Annotated in this window: 13 protein-coding genes; 3 read left to right on the forward strand and 10 right to left on the reverse strand. The window is 70.1% G+C overall.

The annotated features are described in order from the left end of the window. Positions 1–103: 103 nt before the first annotated feature. The 3 genes from mtnA to VP06_RS29065 form a co-directional block, all read right to left on the reverse strand. Positions 104–1,201 (reverse strand): S-methyl-5-thioribose-1-phosphate isomerase, encoded by a 1,098-nt coding sequence (gene mtnA, locus VP06_RS29055; RefSeq protein WP_048467294.1) that lies wholly within the window; start codon positions 1,199–1,201, stop codon positions 104–106. Positions 1,202–1,285: 84 nt separating this feature from the next. Continuing rightward, positions 1,286–2,884 (reverse strand): phosphoglycerate dehydrogenase, encoded by a 1,599-nt coding sequence (gene serA / locus VP06_RS29060; protein ID WP_048467295.1) that lies wholly within the window; start codon positions 2,882–2,884, stop codon positions 1,286–1,288. 226 nt (positions 2,885–3,110) lie between these two features. Next, on the reverse strand, positions 3,111–4,283 hold the full coding sequence (locus VP06_RS29065) for a phosphoserine transaminase (RefSeq protein ID WP_048467296.1): 1,173 nt from the start codon (positions 4,281–4,283) through the stop codon (positions 3,111–3,113). Positions 4,284–4,465: 182 nt separating this feature from the next. Here VP06_RS29065 and VP06_RS29070 point away from each other — a divergent pair, with 182 nt between their 5' ends. Then, positions 4,466–5,170: an ABC transporter permease gene (locus VP06_RS29070; RefSeq protein ID WP_048467297.1), complete on the forward strand. Its 705-nt coding sequence runs from the start codon at positions 4,466–4,468 to the stop codon at positions 5,168–5,170. A gap of 209 nt (positions 5,171–5,379) precedes the next feature. Here the strand turns inward: VP06_RS29070 and VP06_RS29075 are convergent, their stop codons facing one another. The 5 genes from VP06_RS29075 to VP06_RS29095 all read right to left on the reverse strand — a co-directional run bounded on the left by VP06_RS29075 (position 5,380) and on the right by VP06_RS29095 (position 9,686). Beyond that, complete coding sequence (locus VP06_RS29075) at positions 5,380–6,219, reverse strand: ABC transporter substrate-binding protein (protein ID WP_425350962.1); 840 nt, start codon at positions 6,217–6,219, stop codon at positions 5,380–5,382. 79 nt (positions 6,220–6,298) lie between these two features. Next, positions 6,299–6,619 (reverse strand): hypothetical protein, encoded by a 321-nt coding sequence (locus tag VP06_RS29080; protein ID WP_048467298.1) that lies wholly within the window; start codon positions 6,617–6,619, stop codon positions 6,299–6,301. Then, a complete protein-coding gene (locus VP06_RS29085) occupies positions 6,582–7,376 on the reverse strand; it encodes a Crp/Fnr family transcriptional regulator (protein WP_048467299.1) in 795 nt (264 codons plus the stop codon). The genes VP06_RS29080 and VP06_RS29085 overlap by 38 nt, the downstream gene beginning before the upstream one ends. Before the next feature lie 161 nt (positions 7,377–7,537). Continuing rightward, positions 7,538–8,254 (reverse strand): tRNA (guanosine(37)-N1)-methyltransferase TrmD, encoded by a 717-nt coding sequence (gene trmD, locus VP06_RS29090; RefSeq protein WP_048467300.1) that lies wholly within the window; start codon positions 8,252–8,254, stop codon positions 7,538–7,540. Positions 8,255–8,300: 46 nt separating this feature from the next. Continuing rightward, a complete protein-coding gene (locus VP06_RS29095; RefSeq protein ID WP_048467301.1) occupies positions 8,301–9,686 on the reverse strand; it encodes a deoxyribodipyrimidine photo-lyase in 1,386 nt (461 codons plus the stop codon). A gap of 404 nt (positions 9,687–10,090) precedes the next feature. Here VP06_RS29095 and VP06_RS29100 point away from each other — a divergent pair, with 404 nt between their 5' ends. Continuing rightward, complete coding sequence (locus VP06_RS29100) at positions 10,091–10,282, forward strand: hypothetical protein (RefSeq protein ID WP_048467302.1); 192 nt, start codon at positions 10,091–10,093, stop codon at positions 10,280–10,282. A gap of 30 nt (positions 10,283–10,312) precedes the next feature. Here VP06_RS29100 and VP06_RS29105 read toward each other — a convergent pair whose 3' ends face one another. Further along, entirely contained in the window at positions 10,313–11,398 is a 1,086-nt protein-coding gene (locus VP06_RS29105) for a TRAP transporter substrate-binding protein (RefSeq protein ID WP_048467303.1), read from the reverse strand. A 220-nt stretch (positions 11,399–11,618) separates the two neighbouring features. On the opposite strand from VP06_RS29105, the gene VP06_RS29110 reads away from it, so the two are divergent. Beyond that, the gene (locus tag VP06_RS29110; protein WP_048467304.1) at positions 11,619–12,200 is read left to right on the forward strand and encodes a tyrosine phosphatase family protein; all 582 of its coding nucleotides are present in this window, start codon (positions 11,619–11,621) and stop codon (positions 12,198–12,200) included. A gap of 9 nt (positions 12,201–12,209) precedes the next feature. Here the strand turns inward: VP06_RS29110 and VP06_RS33935 are convergent. Continuing rightward, the coding region (locus VP06_RS33935) for a COR domain-containing protein (protein ID WP_082167682.1) at positions 12,210–14,604 on the reverse strand (2,395 nt) is incomplete at its 5' end.

The following is a 14,604-nucleotide window of genomic DNA, read 5'->3' on the forward strand; positions in this document are numbered from 1 at the left end:
CCTCAGCAGACTTGCGTTGGCAGGCCAACGCTTCGTCCGCTTAGGGTCTTGTTTGATCGCAGATTTTTGCTGCCGAACCGGTGACCACTTCGGCGAAATCTGCTTAGGCCGCCGCCCGCCGCTCCGGATAGAGCCCCAACAGCCCCTCCGGCGTCGCCTCCGCCACGCCGCGCTCGGTGATGATTCCAGTGACGAGACGCGCCGGGGTGACGTCGAAAGCCGGATTCGCCACCGGGCTCCCGGGCGAGACCACCGCCACGGTGGCGATGGCGCCGTCGTCGGTGCGGCCGGTGAGGTGGGTCACCTCGCGGGCGTCGCGCTCCTCGATCGGGATGCCGGTGACGCCGTCGGTCAGCGTCCAGTCGATGGTCGAGAAGGGCAGGGCGGCATAGAACGGCACCCCGCAATCGCGGGCGGCGAGCGCCTTCAGGTAGGTGCCGATCTTGTTGCAGACGTCGCCGGTCGAGGTGGTGCGGTCCGAGCCGACGATGCAGAGATCGACCTGTCCGTGCTGCATCAGGTGCCCGCCGGCATTGTCGGCGATCACCGTGTGGGGCACGCCGTGGGCGTTCAGCTCGAAGGCGGTGAGCGCCGCGCCCTGGTTGCGCGGCCTCGTCTCGTCGACCCAGACATGGACGGCGACGCCTGAATCGTGCGCGACGTAGATCGGCGCCAACGCCGTGCCCCAATCGACGGTGGCGAGCCAGCCGGCATTGCAATGGGTCAGCACGTTGACCGGCCTGCTCGTCCTGGCGGCGATCCCGGCGATCAGCGCCGCGCCGTGCTCGCCGATCGCCCGGCAACTCGCCACGTCCTCGTCGGCGATACGGGCGGCCTCCGCGAAGGCGGCAGCCTCGCGCTCGCCCGAGGCGAGGGGGTGCAGCATGGAAGCGACCCGGTCGAGGGCCCAGCGCAGGTTGATCGCCGTCGGCCGCGTCGCGGCGAGCCGCGCCCGCGCGCCGTCGAGGTTGCCGTCGGACGGGTCCTCGCGCATCGCCAGCGCCAGCCCGTAGGCGGCGGTGGCGCCGATCAGCGGCGCGCCGCGCACGATCATGGTGCGGATCGCGACCGCCGCCTCCGCCTCGCTGCGCAGCGTCTTCGTCTCGAAGGCGAAGGGCAGGCGGGTCTGGTCGATCACGCAGATCCCCTCGCCGTCCGGCGCGGGGAAGATGGTGCGGTAGTGGCGGCCGTCGATCTTCATGGCTGAGGTCTAGCACGAGCACGGGGTAGCGCGCGACCGTGTCCGGGTGCGGGAGGCTTTGGCCGGCCTCCCGCCCCGACCCGTTCAGAACCGTACCGCCCGCGCCCGCTTCACCTGCGGGATCGCCTCGATCGCCTGCAAGAGGTCCGGCGAGACCGGCTCGTCCACGGCGGCAAAGCAGATCGCGTCGCCGCCCGGCCGGTCCCGGCCGAGATGGAAGGTGGCGACGTTGACGCCGGCCTCGCCCATCAGCGTGCCGAAGCGGCCGATGAAGCCGGGCCGGTCGGCGTTGCGGATATAGAGCATGTGCGGCGCCACCGCGGCTTCCAGCGCGATGCCGCGGATCTCGACGAAGCGCGGGCGGCCGTCGCCGAAGACCGTCCCGGCGGCGTCGCGGGGCATGTCCTCGGCCTCGACCGTCAGGTGGAGGCGCGAGGCGTAAGGTCCTTCGACGGTGGTGCGGGTCGCGGTCTCGACCTGGATGCCGCGGGCCCGCGCCACCTCGATCGCCGAGACCATGTTGACGCCCTCCAGGAACGGCCGCAGCGCGCCCGTCACCGCGGCGGCGGTGAGCGCCTTGGTGTTCAGCGCCGCCGCCTCGCCCTCGTAGACGAGACGGATGCCGCGGATCGGCGCCTCGGTGAGCTGGCCGAGGAACGAGCCGAGCTGCTCGGCCAGCGTCACGTAGGGCCGCAGGCGCGGCGCCTCCTCGGCGGAGATCGACGGGAAGTTGACCGCATTGCGGATCGCCCCGTGCAGCAGGTAGTCGCTCATCTGCTCGGCGACCTGGAGCGCCACGTTCTCCTGCGCCTCGGTGGTCGAGGCGCCGAGATGCGGCGTGCAGACCATGTTCGGATGGCCGAACAGCACGTTCTCCCTGGCCGGCTCCTCGGTGAACACGTCGAAGGCGGCTCCCGCGACATGGCCGGAATCGAGGGCCGCGCGCAGCGCCACCTCGTCGACGAGGCCGCCGCGGGCGCAGTTGACGATCCGCACGCCGGGCTTGGTGCGCGCCAGCGCCTCGGCCGAGAGGATGTTGCGGGTCTTGTCGGTGAGCGGGACGTGCAGGGTGATGACGTCGGCCCGGCGCAGCAGCTCGTCCAGCTCGACCTTCTCGACGCCCAGCGCCACGGCACGCTCGGGCGTCAGGAACGGATCGTAGGCGATGACCCGCATCCGCAGGCCGATGCCGCGATCGGCGACGATCGCCCCGATATTGCCGCAGCCGATGACGCCCAGCGTCTTGGCGGTCAGCTCGATGCCGAGGAAGCGGTTCTTCTCCCAGCGCCCGGCTTGCGTCGAGGCATCGGCCTGCGGGATCTGGCGGGCGAGCGACAGCATCAGCGCGATGGCGTGCTCGGCGGTGGTCACGGCGTTGCCGTGCGGCGTGTTCATCACGATCACGCCGCGGGCGGTCGCGGCCGGCACGTCGATCGTGTCGACGCCGATGCCGGCCCGGCCGATCACCGTGAGGTTCCGGGCGCGCTCCAGGAGGGCGGCGGTGACCTTCGTGGTCGAGCGGACGGCGAGGCCGTCATAGTCGCCGATGGCCGCGGCGAGCGCCTCCTTGTCCTTGCCGAGCTCCGGGCGGAGGTCGGCCTGGATGCCGCGCTCCCGGAAGATCGCGACGGCGGCGGCGGAGAGGGTGTCGGAGATCAGGACTTTTTTGATGGGGGTGGGCATGGCGGCCTCAAACGGGTGTGCGCCATCGCCCCGCTGAGGGAGCGGGTCGGCCGGGGGCTCACGCGTTCACACCGGGTCCCTGCGCCTGTCGCCTCTCCCCGCCCGCGGCGAGAGGAGCAACCCGCGCCGTATCCGGCGATGTGTGATCGTCGTGGGCGACGCCCGGTCGACGCCGGCTCCCACTTCCGCGGGGCTCCGGCGCCAATAGACGGCGATGATGGGCGTGTCAGGCCGCCTGAGTCAGGCGGGCCTTCTCCTGGGCGAAGGCCCAGTCGAGCCACGGCGTCAGGGCTTCGAGGTCGGACGCCTCGACGGTGGCGCCGCACCAGATCCGTAAGCCCGGGGGCGCATCGCGATACGCGCCGATGTCGAGGGCGACGCCTTCACGGTCGAGCGCCGTGGTGATGCCCTTGGCGACGGAGGCCACCGCCTCGGGGCCGCAGGCGACCACGTCGGGATCGCTCACCACCAGGCAGACGCTGGTGTTGGATTCCGTCGCCGGATCCTCGGCGAGGTTGGCGATCCAGGGCGTGCGCGCGACCCACGCGGCGATCACCCCGGCATTGCGGTCGGCCCGGGCCCGCAGGGCCGGCAGACCACCGAGGGTCTCGGCCCAGAGCAGCGCGTCGATGTAATCCTCGACCGCCAGCATCGAGGGCGTGTTGATCGTCTCGCCCTGGAAGATGCCCTCGATCAGCTTGCCGCCCTTTGTCATGCGGAAGATCTTGGGCATCGGCCAGGCCGGGACGTAGCTCTCCAGCCGCGCGACGGCGCGGGGCGAGAGGATCAGCATCCCGTGCGCCGCCTCGCCGCCGAGCACCTTCTGCCAGGAGAAGGTGACGACATCGAGTTTTGGCCAGTCGAGGTCCTGCGCGAAGGCCGCCGAGGTGGCGTCGCAGATCGTCAGGCCCTCGCGGTCGGCGGCGATCCAGTCGGCGTCCGGGACGCGCACGCCCGAGGTGGTGCCGTTCCAGGTGAAGACCACGTCGCGGGTGCGGGTGTCGACGGTGGAGAGGTCGGGCAGGCGGCCATAGGGCGCCTTGATGACGCGGGCGTCGAGCTTGAGCTGCTTGACCGCGTCGGTGACCCAGGTCTCGCCAAAGGATTCCCAGGCCAGCATGTCGACCGGGCGGGCGCCGAGCAGCGACCACATCGCCATCTCGACGGCGCCGGTATCGGAGGCCGGCACGATGCCGATGCGGTAATCGGCCGGGACCTGCAACACCGTGCGGGTGAGGTCGATCGCCTGCTTGAGCTTGGCCTTGCCGAGCTTCGCCCGGTGCGAGCGGCCGAGCGCCGCGTCGGACAGGGCCTCGGGCGTCCAGCCGGGGCGCTTGGCGCAGGGCCCGGACGAGAAGAAAGGCGCGCGCGGGCGCGCCGCGGGGCGGGTCGTCGTCATGCTGTATCCATCCTTCCAGATGGGTGCCTCTCGGTGGGGAGAGGTGTCCCGCCGATGGGGATGCGCCGCGCCGGCTGCGGCGTCAAGCCCATCGGCGTCGCACGGCAAGGTTCCGCCCTGGCCGGCCGCCGTCCCGCCGGATACGAGGGGGCCGGTGAAGCGGGGGTGACATCGGGGGTGACATGGACGAGTTCGGGCGCGCCCTCGGGCTGGCAGTGGCGATGATCCTGCGGGCGGATGCGGATCTCGTCGCCATCGTCGGCCTGTCGCTGCGGGTCAGCCTGACGGCGGCGGCCCTCGGCTTCGCCCTCGGCGCGCCGCTGGGGGCGCTGCTCGCCGCGACCCGCTTTCCCGGCCGTGCTGCGCTCCTCGTCCTCGTCAACGCGCTCCTCGGCCTGCCGCCCGTGGTGGTGGGCCTGATCCTCTACCTGCTGGTCTCGCGCTCCGGGCCCCTCGGCAGCCTCGGCCTGCTGTTCACGCCGGGCGCCATGGTCATCGCGCAAGGCATGCTCGCCCTTCCGATCGTGGCGGCGCTCTCGCACCGCACCTGCGAAGCCCTGTGGGCGGAATACGGCGATGCGCTGCGGGTCGACGGGGTGGGGCCGGGGCGGGCCAGCCTGATCCTGCTCGCCATGGCGCCCGCGCCCCTCGTCACCGCCTTCCTGGCGGCGTTCGGGCGGGCCATCGCCGAGGTCGGCGCGATCCTGATGGTGGGCGGCAACATCCGCGGCTACACCCGCACCATGACGACCAGCATCGCCCTGGAGACGAGCCGCGGCGACCTGGCGCTGGCTTTGGGCCTCGGGCTCGTCCTCGTCAGCCTGACCCTGGTGGTGAGCGCCGCCGCCTTCGGGATCAACCGGGTGGCGGCCCTGCCCAGGGCGTAAGACCCAACGGTTGTTGACAGCGACCTTTGGTCCCGTTCTCGAATCGTCGCCCAATCTTCGATTTGATATCAAAGATTCGAGATGGGTTCTCGGCCGCGTCGATCTCGGGCCTGCCCGAGATCGAATCGATGCGTCAGCATCTTGGGCCGATATCTTGGCCGATATCTTGGCCGATATCTTGGCCGATATCTTGGGCCGATGGTGTAAGGCTACTGGCTCGGCATCGTGCCGGTGGGGAAGAACAGCTGCTCGCCGTTGATCCTGAACGAGGCGATCGCCGCCCGGCCGCGCTCGGAGGTCAGCCAGTCGTGCCAGACCTTGGCATCCGCCGCGTGGATCTGCGGGAACTTGGCGGGGTTCACCAGGATCGAGCCGTAGGGGTTGAACAAAGCCGGGTCGCCCTGGACCAGGATCACGAGGGTCTGGCGGTTCTTGAAGTTCGCCCAGGTCGCCCGGTCGGTGAGGGTGTAGGCGTCCATCGCGGCGGCCGCATTCAGGGTCGGGCCCATGCCCTGGCCCAGCTCGCGGTAGCTCGCCCCGATGCCGCGGGCCTCGATCCCGGCCTTCTTCCACAGGCGCAATTCGGTGCGGTTGGTGCCGCTGTCGTCGCCGCGGCTGGCGAACGGCGCCTTGGCGCGGGCGATGCGGGCGAGCGCCTCCGTCGCGTCGCGCCCGCCCTTGATGCCGGCCGGGTCGGCGGCGGGGCCGACAATCACGAAGTCGTTCGCCATCACGTCGCGGCGGTCGAGGCCGTGGCCCTCGGCCACGAATCTGTCCTCGCCGGCCCGGTCATGGACGAGGAGCGCGTCGGCATCGCCCTTGGCGCCGATGGCGAGCGCCTGGCCGGTGCCGACCGCGACCACGCGCACCGTGATGCCGGTCTCGCGCTGGAAGATCGGCAGCAGATGGCCGAACAGGCCCGATTGCTCGGTCGAGGTGGTCGAGGCCAGGGTGATCGCCCGGTCCTGCGCGGCGGCGGGCCGGCCGAGGGTGGGCGCGGCGAGCAGGAGGGCGAGGAGGGCGAGGCGACGCGGGATCGGGCGGCTCACGGACTTGGCTCCGGTGGTATGTCGGCCCTGCGATACCCGCCACCCCTGCTGCGCGCCAGGGTTTATCGGCTCCCCGCGATCAACCCTTCGTCGCCGGCCCGGCCGCCGCCAAGCTGTTGGCGAGGGTGGCGAGCAGGGCAGCGGCGCGCAAGGCGGTCTCCGGGTCGTGCCCGTCCGCCGCCAGGCGGCGTTTGGTCTCGATCACCGTCTCCACCGCCTCGATCAGCGCGGCGGCCGGGATCACCTGGCGCTCGACGAGGGCGAGCATCAGGCTCTCGACCAGCATCAGGGCGGCCTGGCCGGCGGCGGCGTAGGACCGGTCCATCCCGTCCCGCTCCCCCTGTCCCGGCTCCGTTCCGTCGTCAGGGGCCGGCATCGTCGCCGCCTTGTCGGTGATCACCCGGAACCGCCTCCCGTGCCCCGACGAATTCCGGTCGGCTGCGCTCGGACAGGTCGAGGAGCGGCCCGGCGATCCGCACGAGGGCGTCGAGATCGCCGATCGTCACCCGCCGCCCCCGCAGGGTGACGATGCCGTCCTCCCGGAACGCCCGCAGCACCCGGTTGACGTGCACGTTCGAGATGCCGAGATGGTCGCCGATCTGCTCCTGGGTCATCGGCAGGTCGTAGCCTACCGCGTCGGGCGGCAGCACCCCGGCGAGGATCAGGCGGCCACGGACATCGATCAGCAGCATCGCCAGCCGCTCGTCGGCGCTGCCGCGGCCGAGCCCCACGACCCAGTTGTGCAACCGGCGCTCCTCCTCGATCACCTGCCACATGCAGCGGATGGCGAGGTCGGCGTCGCGCTCATAGGCGTCGCGCAGGGTGCGGTGATCGACCTGCTCGACCAGGACCTCGGACAGGGTCTGCACCGCGTCCGGGCTGTGCGTGACGAACAGGCTCTTCACCGCGAACAGGTCGCCGGGCAGGAAGATCAGGATGAACTGGCTGCGTCCGTCCTCCAGGGTGCGCAGGCGGCCGGCCCAGCCCTTGCGCAGACGGAAGATCGCCGTGTTCGGGCTGTCGGCCGCCACCAGCAGGCGGCCGGCCGGGTAGAGGCGCCCGGTGCCCTCCATCATCCGGTCGAGGGCCGCCTCGCCCCGGCGTAAGGAATCCAGGATCTCGGGCCGGTGGAGCAGGTAGCGGGTGGAATCGGGCATCGTGGCGGGACGGTCCGGGAGCGATCCGAGGGAGGCCGCCTGTGAGAGGCGCGAGGGACGGCGCGGGGCGACGAGAGGGCTCTACGAAGGACCGCCGGCCCGGACATTGACCTGCGTTGTGTTTCCCGCATGCTGCCCGGGAGTGCGTCGCGGATGGCCCGTCACCGCGTCCGGTCCGGCGTCAGGAGGTCCGGGCGCCGCTCGCGGGTGAGGCGGGCGGATTCCGCCGCCCGCCAGCGGGCGATCGCCGCGTGATTGCCGCCGGTCAGCACCTCGGGGATCTCGCGCCCCTCCCATTCCCGGGGCCTGGTGTAGTGCGGGTATTCGAGGGCGCTGCTCTCGAAGCTCTCCTCGACCCCGGAGGCGTGCTTGCCCATCGTGCCGGGCAGAAGGCGCACGCAAGCATCGAGCAGCACCAGGGCCGCGGGCTCGCCGCCCGACAGGACGTAATCGCCGATCGAGACCTCCTCGAGGGCCCGTCCCGCGATCACCCGCTCGTCGACCCCCTCGAACCGGCCGCAGACCACGATCACGCCCGGCCCCTCGCTGAGCGCCCGGACGCGGGCTTGCGTGAGCGGCCGGCCGCGGGGACTCATCAGCAGGCGCGGGCGGGACTCGTCGGGGGTGCAGGCGGCGTCGATCGCGGCGGCGAGCACGTCGCAGCGCAGCACCATCCCGGCCCCGCCGCCGGCCGGCGTGTCGTCCACCGCCCGGTGCCGGCCGAGGCCGTGGTCGCGGATGTTGCGCGCCTCCAGGCTCCAGGCGCCCCGCGCGAGCGCGTCTCCGGCGAGCGACAGCCCGAGATGGCCGGGGAACATCTCGGGATAGAGGGTCAGGACCGTGGCGCGCCACGGCGCGAGGAGGGTGGGGGAGGTCATGCGGGTTGATGGCGCCGGCTCATGGGGCGGTCAACCGTGCGGGCCGTTACGCCTCCGCCGCGCATAGCGCGTCGACCGCCTTCCGGTACGCCGTCGCGTCGAACTTCTTCAGCGTGTTCTGGCCGAGATAGCGCACGGTGCCGAACACCTTGCGCCGGCCCCACGGCCGGTCGTGCAGGCCGAACAGCCAGCCGACATTGGTGAAGGAATTCGCGTCGCGCCCGTCGAGGAAGTAGCGGTTGTTGAGCCGCAGGCACACCGCGAACGCCGCCTCGGGCGAGGCCGACCATTCGAGGATCTTCTTGCCCCAGTACATGCGCAGATGGTTGTGCATGTAGCCGGTGACGCGCATCTCGCGCATCGCGGCGTTCCAGTCTGCGTCGTGGGTGCGGCCCTCTGCCAGCGCCGCCTCGTCGTAGAGGAAGTGGCGCGGGTCGCCGGCATGCTCGGCCAGCGCCTTGCGGGCCCAGTCCGGCAGCGCCGTCTCGTAGCGGTCGTAGCCCGGATTGGTGTGGACGTGGTTCATCGCCAGCTCGCGCCGGACGATCAGCTCCTCCAGGAACGCCGCCCGGTCCTCCGGGCCGCCCGTCTTCGCGGCCTGCACCTTGAGGGCGGCGGCCACCGGCGAGATCTGGCCGAAATGCAGGTAGGGGCTCAGATGCGAGGCGGCGCCCGCCTCGGGCCGGTTGCGGACCGTGCCGTAATCGGCGAACGGCCCGGCCAGATAGGCGTCGAGCCGGCGATAGGCTTCCGTCTCGCCGCCGCGGAAGCGGCGCACCGGCGTCACGGAGCGGTCGAGGGTCATCGCGGCGAGCGCCGCGTCGGGATCCGAGACGTCGAGGTCGCTCGTCAGCCCGAGAGCGTCCGCCGGGTGCTTGACCTGGCGCGCCCGCAACGGTGCCAGGAACGGCTCCCAGGCTCGGTGCAGCTTCGGGCGCAGCGTCCGGGCGGCGAATTCGTGCTTGTTGGACGCGACGTCGAGCGGCACCACCACGTCGCCCTCGACCTGGACCAGCCGGCCGTCGAACCCTTGCGCGATCTCGGCGTACCAGCTCTTCTGGATCGTCAGGTAGCCGCGGTCGAGCACCAGCATCGCAGCTTGGCCGCCGAGATGCAGGGCCGCCTGCGCCGGGGTGGCGCGGCGCAGCACGAAGGCGATGCCGCGGCGTTCCAGGCCGGCCTTGGCGTCGGCGAGGCCTTGGAGCAGGAAGGCGTAGTGGCGGGCATTGGCCTCGGGAAAATGGGCACCGCCATCGAGCAGGCCGAACCCCGCCACCACCGGGAGCCCGAGGCGGTTCGCTTCCTCGACGGCGAATTCCAGGGCCGGGTTGTCGCGGCTGCGCATGCCCTGCTGCATCAGGTACAGCACGTAGGCGCCGTCCCGGGGCGCCACGTCGTTCAGAACCCGGATCCGCCCCGCCTGTATCGCCATCCCGCGCTCCCGTCCGCCCGGCAGAACTAGGCCGTGGCGGGACGGGATCCAGCGCGGCGCGCCGCCGCTGCCTGGAAAAGCGGCAAAGCTGCCGAGAATCGCGCCTTGCCATCCAGCAATGCATACCTATGGTATTGCAATGCGGGAACGCGATGGCGTCGCGGTCCCGTTGCCCTCCTTGGGCGTTTCCTCCCTAGACTTCGGGCCACTCGCAAGGGTGGCCTTTTTCTTGTCTTCGGTCCGGTTGTCTTGAGTTCATTGTTGCGGCCCGGCCGCCGGCTCCTCATGGTCCGGTGGAGCTTATGGCGGCGCTCCGCGTTGTCCTCCACGCGCCGGCCCCCGGGGTTGGCCCGCCTCGTGCATCGCGGGGCGATCGAAGCCGAGCGTGAGGGAGCGGTCGAGCGATGCGGCAATTCACTTTGCGGGTCGAAGAGAGTGGGGAAGGCTTCGTCTGCATCACCAGCCCGGAGATCAAGAGCCTGTTCGTGGCCGACGAGACCCTGGCCGGTGCCCTGGAGGCGGTGCCGAGCGTGATACGGGCGCTGATGCGCGAGGAGGGGCGCGGCACCCTCCCGGGCGAGGAGGCCGCCGAGTAGGCGCGCCCCAGGCCGGGCGCGCCCGGGGGGTCAGCCCCGGGCCCGCGCCCGGATCATGAAGTTGTCGTAGGTGTATTCGGCGACCTGGAACCAGAGATATTCCTCGTTGCGAAACGTCTTCAGCGCCTCGTAGACGCGCTTGAAGTCCGGGTTCTTGGCGCCGAGATCGGCGTAGATCTCGTTGGCGGCCTTCAGGGCGGCCTCCATCACCTCCTGCGGGAACGGGCGCAGCTGCGCGCCGCCGCCGACGAGGCGCCGCAGCGCCGCCGGGTTGCGGGCGTCGTACTTGGCCTGGAGGTCGCCGTTGACGCTCGCCGCCGCGCCTTGCGCGATCGCCCGATAGGCTTTGGGCAGCTCGGCCCATTTCTGGGCGTTGAACCAGAAATGCAGCATCGCGCCGCCCTCCCAGAAGCCCGGATAATAGTAGAACGGCGCCACCTTGTTGAGGCCGAGCTTCTCGTCGTCGTAGGGGCCGATCCACTCGGCGGCGTCGAGGGTCTTGCCTTCCAGAGCGGCATAGAGGTCGGCGCCCGGCAGGGTCTGGGTGGCGACGCCGAGCTTGGCCAGCACCTGCGCGCCGAGGCCGGCGATGCGGAAGCGCAGGCCCTGGAGATCGGTGACGGATTTCACCTCGCGCCGGAACCAGCCGCCCATCTGGGTGCCGGTATTGCCGCCGGGCAGGGCATAGAGCTTGCTCTTGGCAAAGATCTCGTTGAACAGGTCGAGCGCGCCGCCCTGGAGCATCCAGGCATTCTGCTGGCGGGCATTGAGGCCGAACGGGATCGCGGTGGCGAGCGCGTAGGTCGGGTCGCGGCCGACCTCGTAATAGGCCGCCGAATAGGCCATCTCCAGGGTTCCGGCCCCGACCGAATCGAGGAGCGCCGGCGACTCGCCCGCAGGGGCCGCCGCGACCTCGATCTGGAAGCGGTTGTCGGTCGCCTCGGCGACGAGGCGGGAAAACAGCTCGGCGGCGCCGTAGAGCGCGTCGAGCGCACGCGGGAACGCCGAGTGCAGCCGCCAGCGCAGCTCGGGCGCGGCTTGTGCCACGGCCGGGGCCGCGAGGGCGGCGCTGCCGGCAAGGCCGATGCCGGCCGTCAGGATGTCGCGACGCTTCATGCTCTCCTCGATCGGCGCACGGCCTTCATGACGCCAGAGGTAGCGCGCTTCGCGCCAAAGCGCACCGGGGCCCCGCGCACCCGGCCGGGCCGCGGGGCGGGCCGGACTCTCGTGCAAGCGCCCACCCTATGCTCGTGCAAGCGCCCACCCTATGCTAATGCCGGGCATACCCTGCGGGGCGCAACCCGCGCCCCGCCCCTCGCCGGAGCGCGATCCGACCGTGAAGCCCGAACCGATCTCCCTGCACACGGTCTGCGGCCTCGAGGAGCTGGGCCACCACTCGACCCGCGGCGTCACCCACGTGCTGTCGATCCTCGATCCGGCCTGGCCCGAGCCCGAGGCGTTCGGCGCTTACGACGCGCATCACCGCACCACCCTGCGCTTCCACGACATCATCGAGCCGGTCGAGGGCCAGATCCTGCCCGAGCGCCGGGACGTCGAGGCGATCCTGCGCTTCGGCGAGGACCTGGCCGCCGAGCGGGCGCAGCGCAAGACGCATCTCCTGATCCACTGCCATGCCGGCATCTCCCGCTCCACCGCCGCGATGACGATGCTGCTGGGCCAGGCCCATCCCGATCTCGACGCGCAGGCGGTCGTCGCCAAGGTTCATGACCTGCGCGAGAAGGCGTGGCCCAATGCCCGGCTGATCGCCTTCGCGGACGAGGCTCTGGGCTATGACGGCAGCCTCACCGAGGCGGTGCGCCGCCTGCACGCGGAGCAGCTGCGGGTGCGCCCGCATCTCGACGAGCTGATGCGGAGCCTGGGGCGGGGGCAGGAGGTGGAGGCGGCGTTGGCGGGGTAGGGGGCTCGGTCAGGCGGGAGCGTCGTCGAGCCCGTAGCGCTCCAGCTCCTCGAAGGTGCGCGGCTGCACGATGTCGGTGAGCGTACCGAGGATGTCGGAGACCGAGAGAGAGAAGCCCTGCATCTGCCGCAACTGCCGGCCCCCCACTTCCCCCAGGATGCCGATGCCGTGCGCGACGGCCCGGCTCTGCAACTCGTCGTGCCGCTGCTTCCAATGGATCGCCCAATCGGTCCAATCCAGCGGAGTCCAGATCTTGGCGTCGGGCAGGGCATAGACGCGGACCCGGTCGAGGAAGGCCGGGCCCTCCTGGCGGCTGGTGCGCCAGATCTCGGACAGCTCGAACATGCAGTTGGGTGAGCGCAGGTACTTGTCGCTCAGGATCACGAACACCCGATCGCCGCCGCCGAGCCGCCGCATGAAGGCCGAGATGCTGTCGCCGAGGTTCAGGACGTTCCTGTCGCGCAGGATCTTGTGGCCCTTCGCCTCCGCGGCGGCGCAGAGCTGGTCCACAATCTCGGCCCGCTGGCGGCCCTCGGGCGTCCTGTCGTCGCCCCAGGCATAGGACACGTACCATTCGGGCATCGCGGGCTTCTCCTGCTCGATGATCAACGGTTCGGCCGCGCGCGGTGTCGCCGCCGGAGCACGAACCGGCCGCTCCACGGCGGTCGGGCGCATCGCGAGCCGGTCCTGCACCCTCTCGATGAGCGCCATGAGACGCGCGAGCAGCAGGTCCGCCCGGCCGGACTGGGTGCGGACGTGGATCCGCCCCGCCCAGTCGCCCGTCATCTCCTGCTCGATCAGGAAACGGCTGCGCGTCGTCGCCTCGTAGGCGCAGAAGCCGCCGCGCCAATACAGCCCGTCACAGCCGGCCATCTCGCCGATCTCGGACATGATCGAGCGGATCAGGCCGCCATGCAGCAATCCATACGAGATGGTGACGGTCTCCGAGAGGCCCTCCTCGTCCCAGCGGGCGGCGAGCTGGTCGGCGATCCCATCGCGCGGGGGGAGCAGATCGGGGGCGACATATTCCTCGACATCGCCATCCTCATCCCGGAACCGTCTGTACAGGAAGCAGATGCCGCAGGACCGCATCATGCTGATCAGCAAGTCCTGATCGTTCTGGTGCTGATCCGCCCACACATAAAATTCGAGCTTTTGCCGCGTGAAGCGGCCACCATCGAACATCAGCGCCTTGTAGGTCTGTTTTCGATCGAAGACCGCATAGATCTTCTCCAGGGCCCATCCCTGATCGAGGATGATGTTGTCATGAAACAGGCCCGGCCGGTAGAAGACCGTGCCGGAGGCATGGAGGAAGTCCAGCAGAAGCTCCGGCGATGACACACCCCCTTCCTCGGCGCAGATCGCCCGATAGGCAGCCTGCGTCAGCAGGCGGTGCCGTCGCTCGGCCGCGGGCAGGGCCATGTCGGCGTCGCGCAGGGCTTCGAGCCGCCGTATCACCCGCAGGCGTCCTGCCCCGATCTGCGGCACGCCGACGCGGGCGGGATCGCGCAGCATCGTGGTCGCGTCGGTCAGCGCATCCCTCAGCGCGCCGCCGCCGCGCCGGACCTTCGCGCTGAGCCGGATCTCGGTGGCGGTGGGCAGGGCGTCCAGGGTCTCGGACGGAATCGGGAACCGCCTCGCCTCGTCGGATGGATGATCGCATTGATTCTGGACGATGAGCACCGGATTGCCGGGGCTGGCTTGATGCCGCACGATGTCGAGCCAGTACGTCAGGGGATGGTTGCGGAACGTCAGGCCGTCGCGCGGATCGGGATCGTCTATCTCCCGTGACGTGGCCCAGACCGCCATCAGGATGGCAGGTCCACGCAGGAACAGGGCGTGTGTCCCGTGATAGATCTCCTGCCCGCCGAAATCCCAGATCTGCAGATGAAAGTCCGCCGCGAGGCTGCCGTCGCGAGGGTGGCTGACGACCCGGATGCCGTGCGTCGAATCCCATTCCGGATCGAAGGGCTCACCCGAGAGCCAGCGCGCGATCTGGGTCTTGCCCACTCCGCCATTGCCGAGAAGAAGCAGTTTGACGCCAGGAAAATCAGAGGCGCCCTGAGCAAGGTCTGCAAAATGGGCCCGCAGGTGTGGAAGGCTGTTCTTTTCCTTTAAAAGATCATGTGGAACGTTTTTAATGATACTTTCTCTGGCGTCAATTTCTGTAAGTGATTTTTTATAAATAAAATCAGGAAATATTTTATTAATTAGACATTTTTGAAAACTTACTACAGACAAAAAATGACAATTTGTGAGGGGCGACAGATCGCTCACCTGTGTGCCGCCGCAGTCGACCTGCTGCAGATTGGGCAGTCCGGACAGGGGCGACAGATCGCTCACCTGTGTGTTGAAGCAGTAGACCTGCTGCAGATTGGGCAGTCCGGACAGGGGCGACAGATCG

It is taken from the genome of Methylobacterium aquaticum (genome assembly GCF_001043915.1).
Classification (GTDB): domain Bacteria; phylum Pseudomonadota; class Alphaproteobacteria; order Rhizobiales; family Beijerinckiaceae; genus Methylobacterium; species Methylobacterium aquaticum.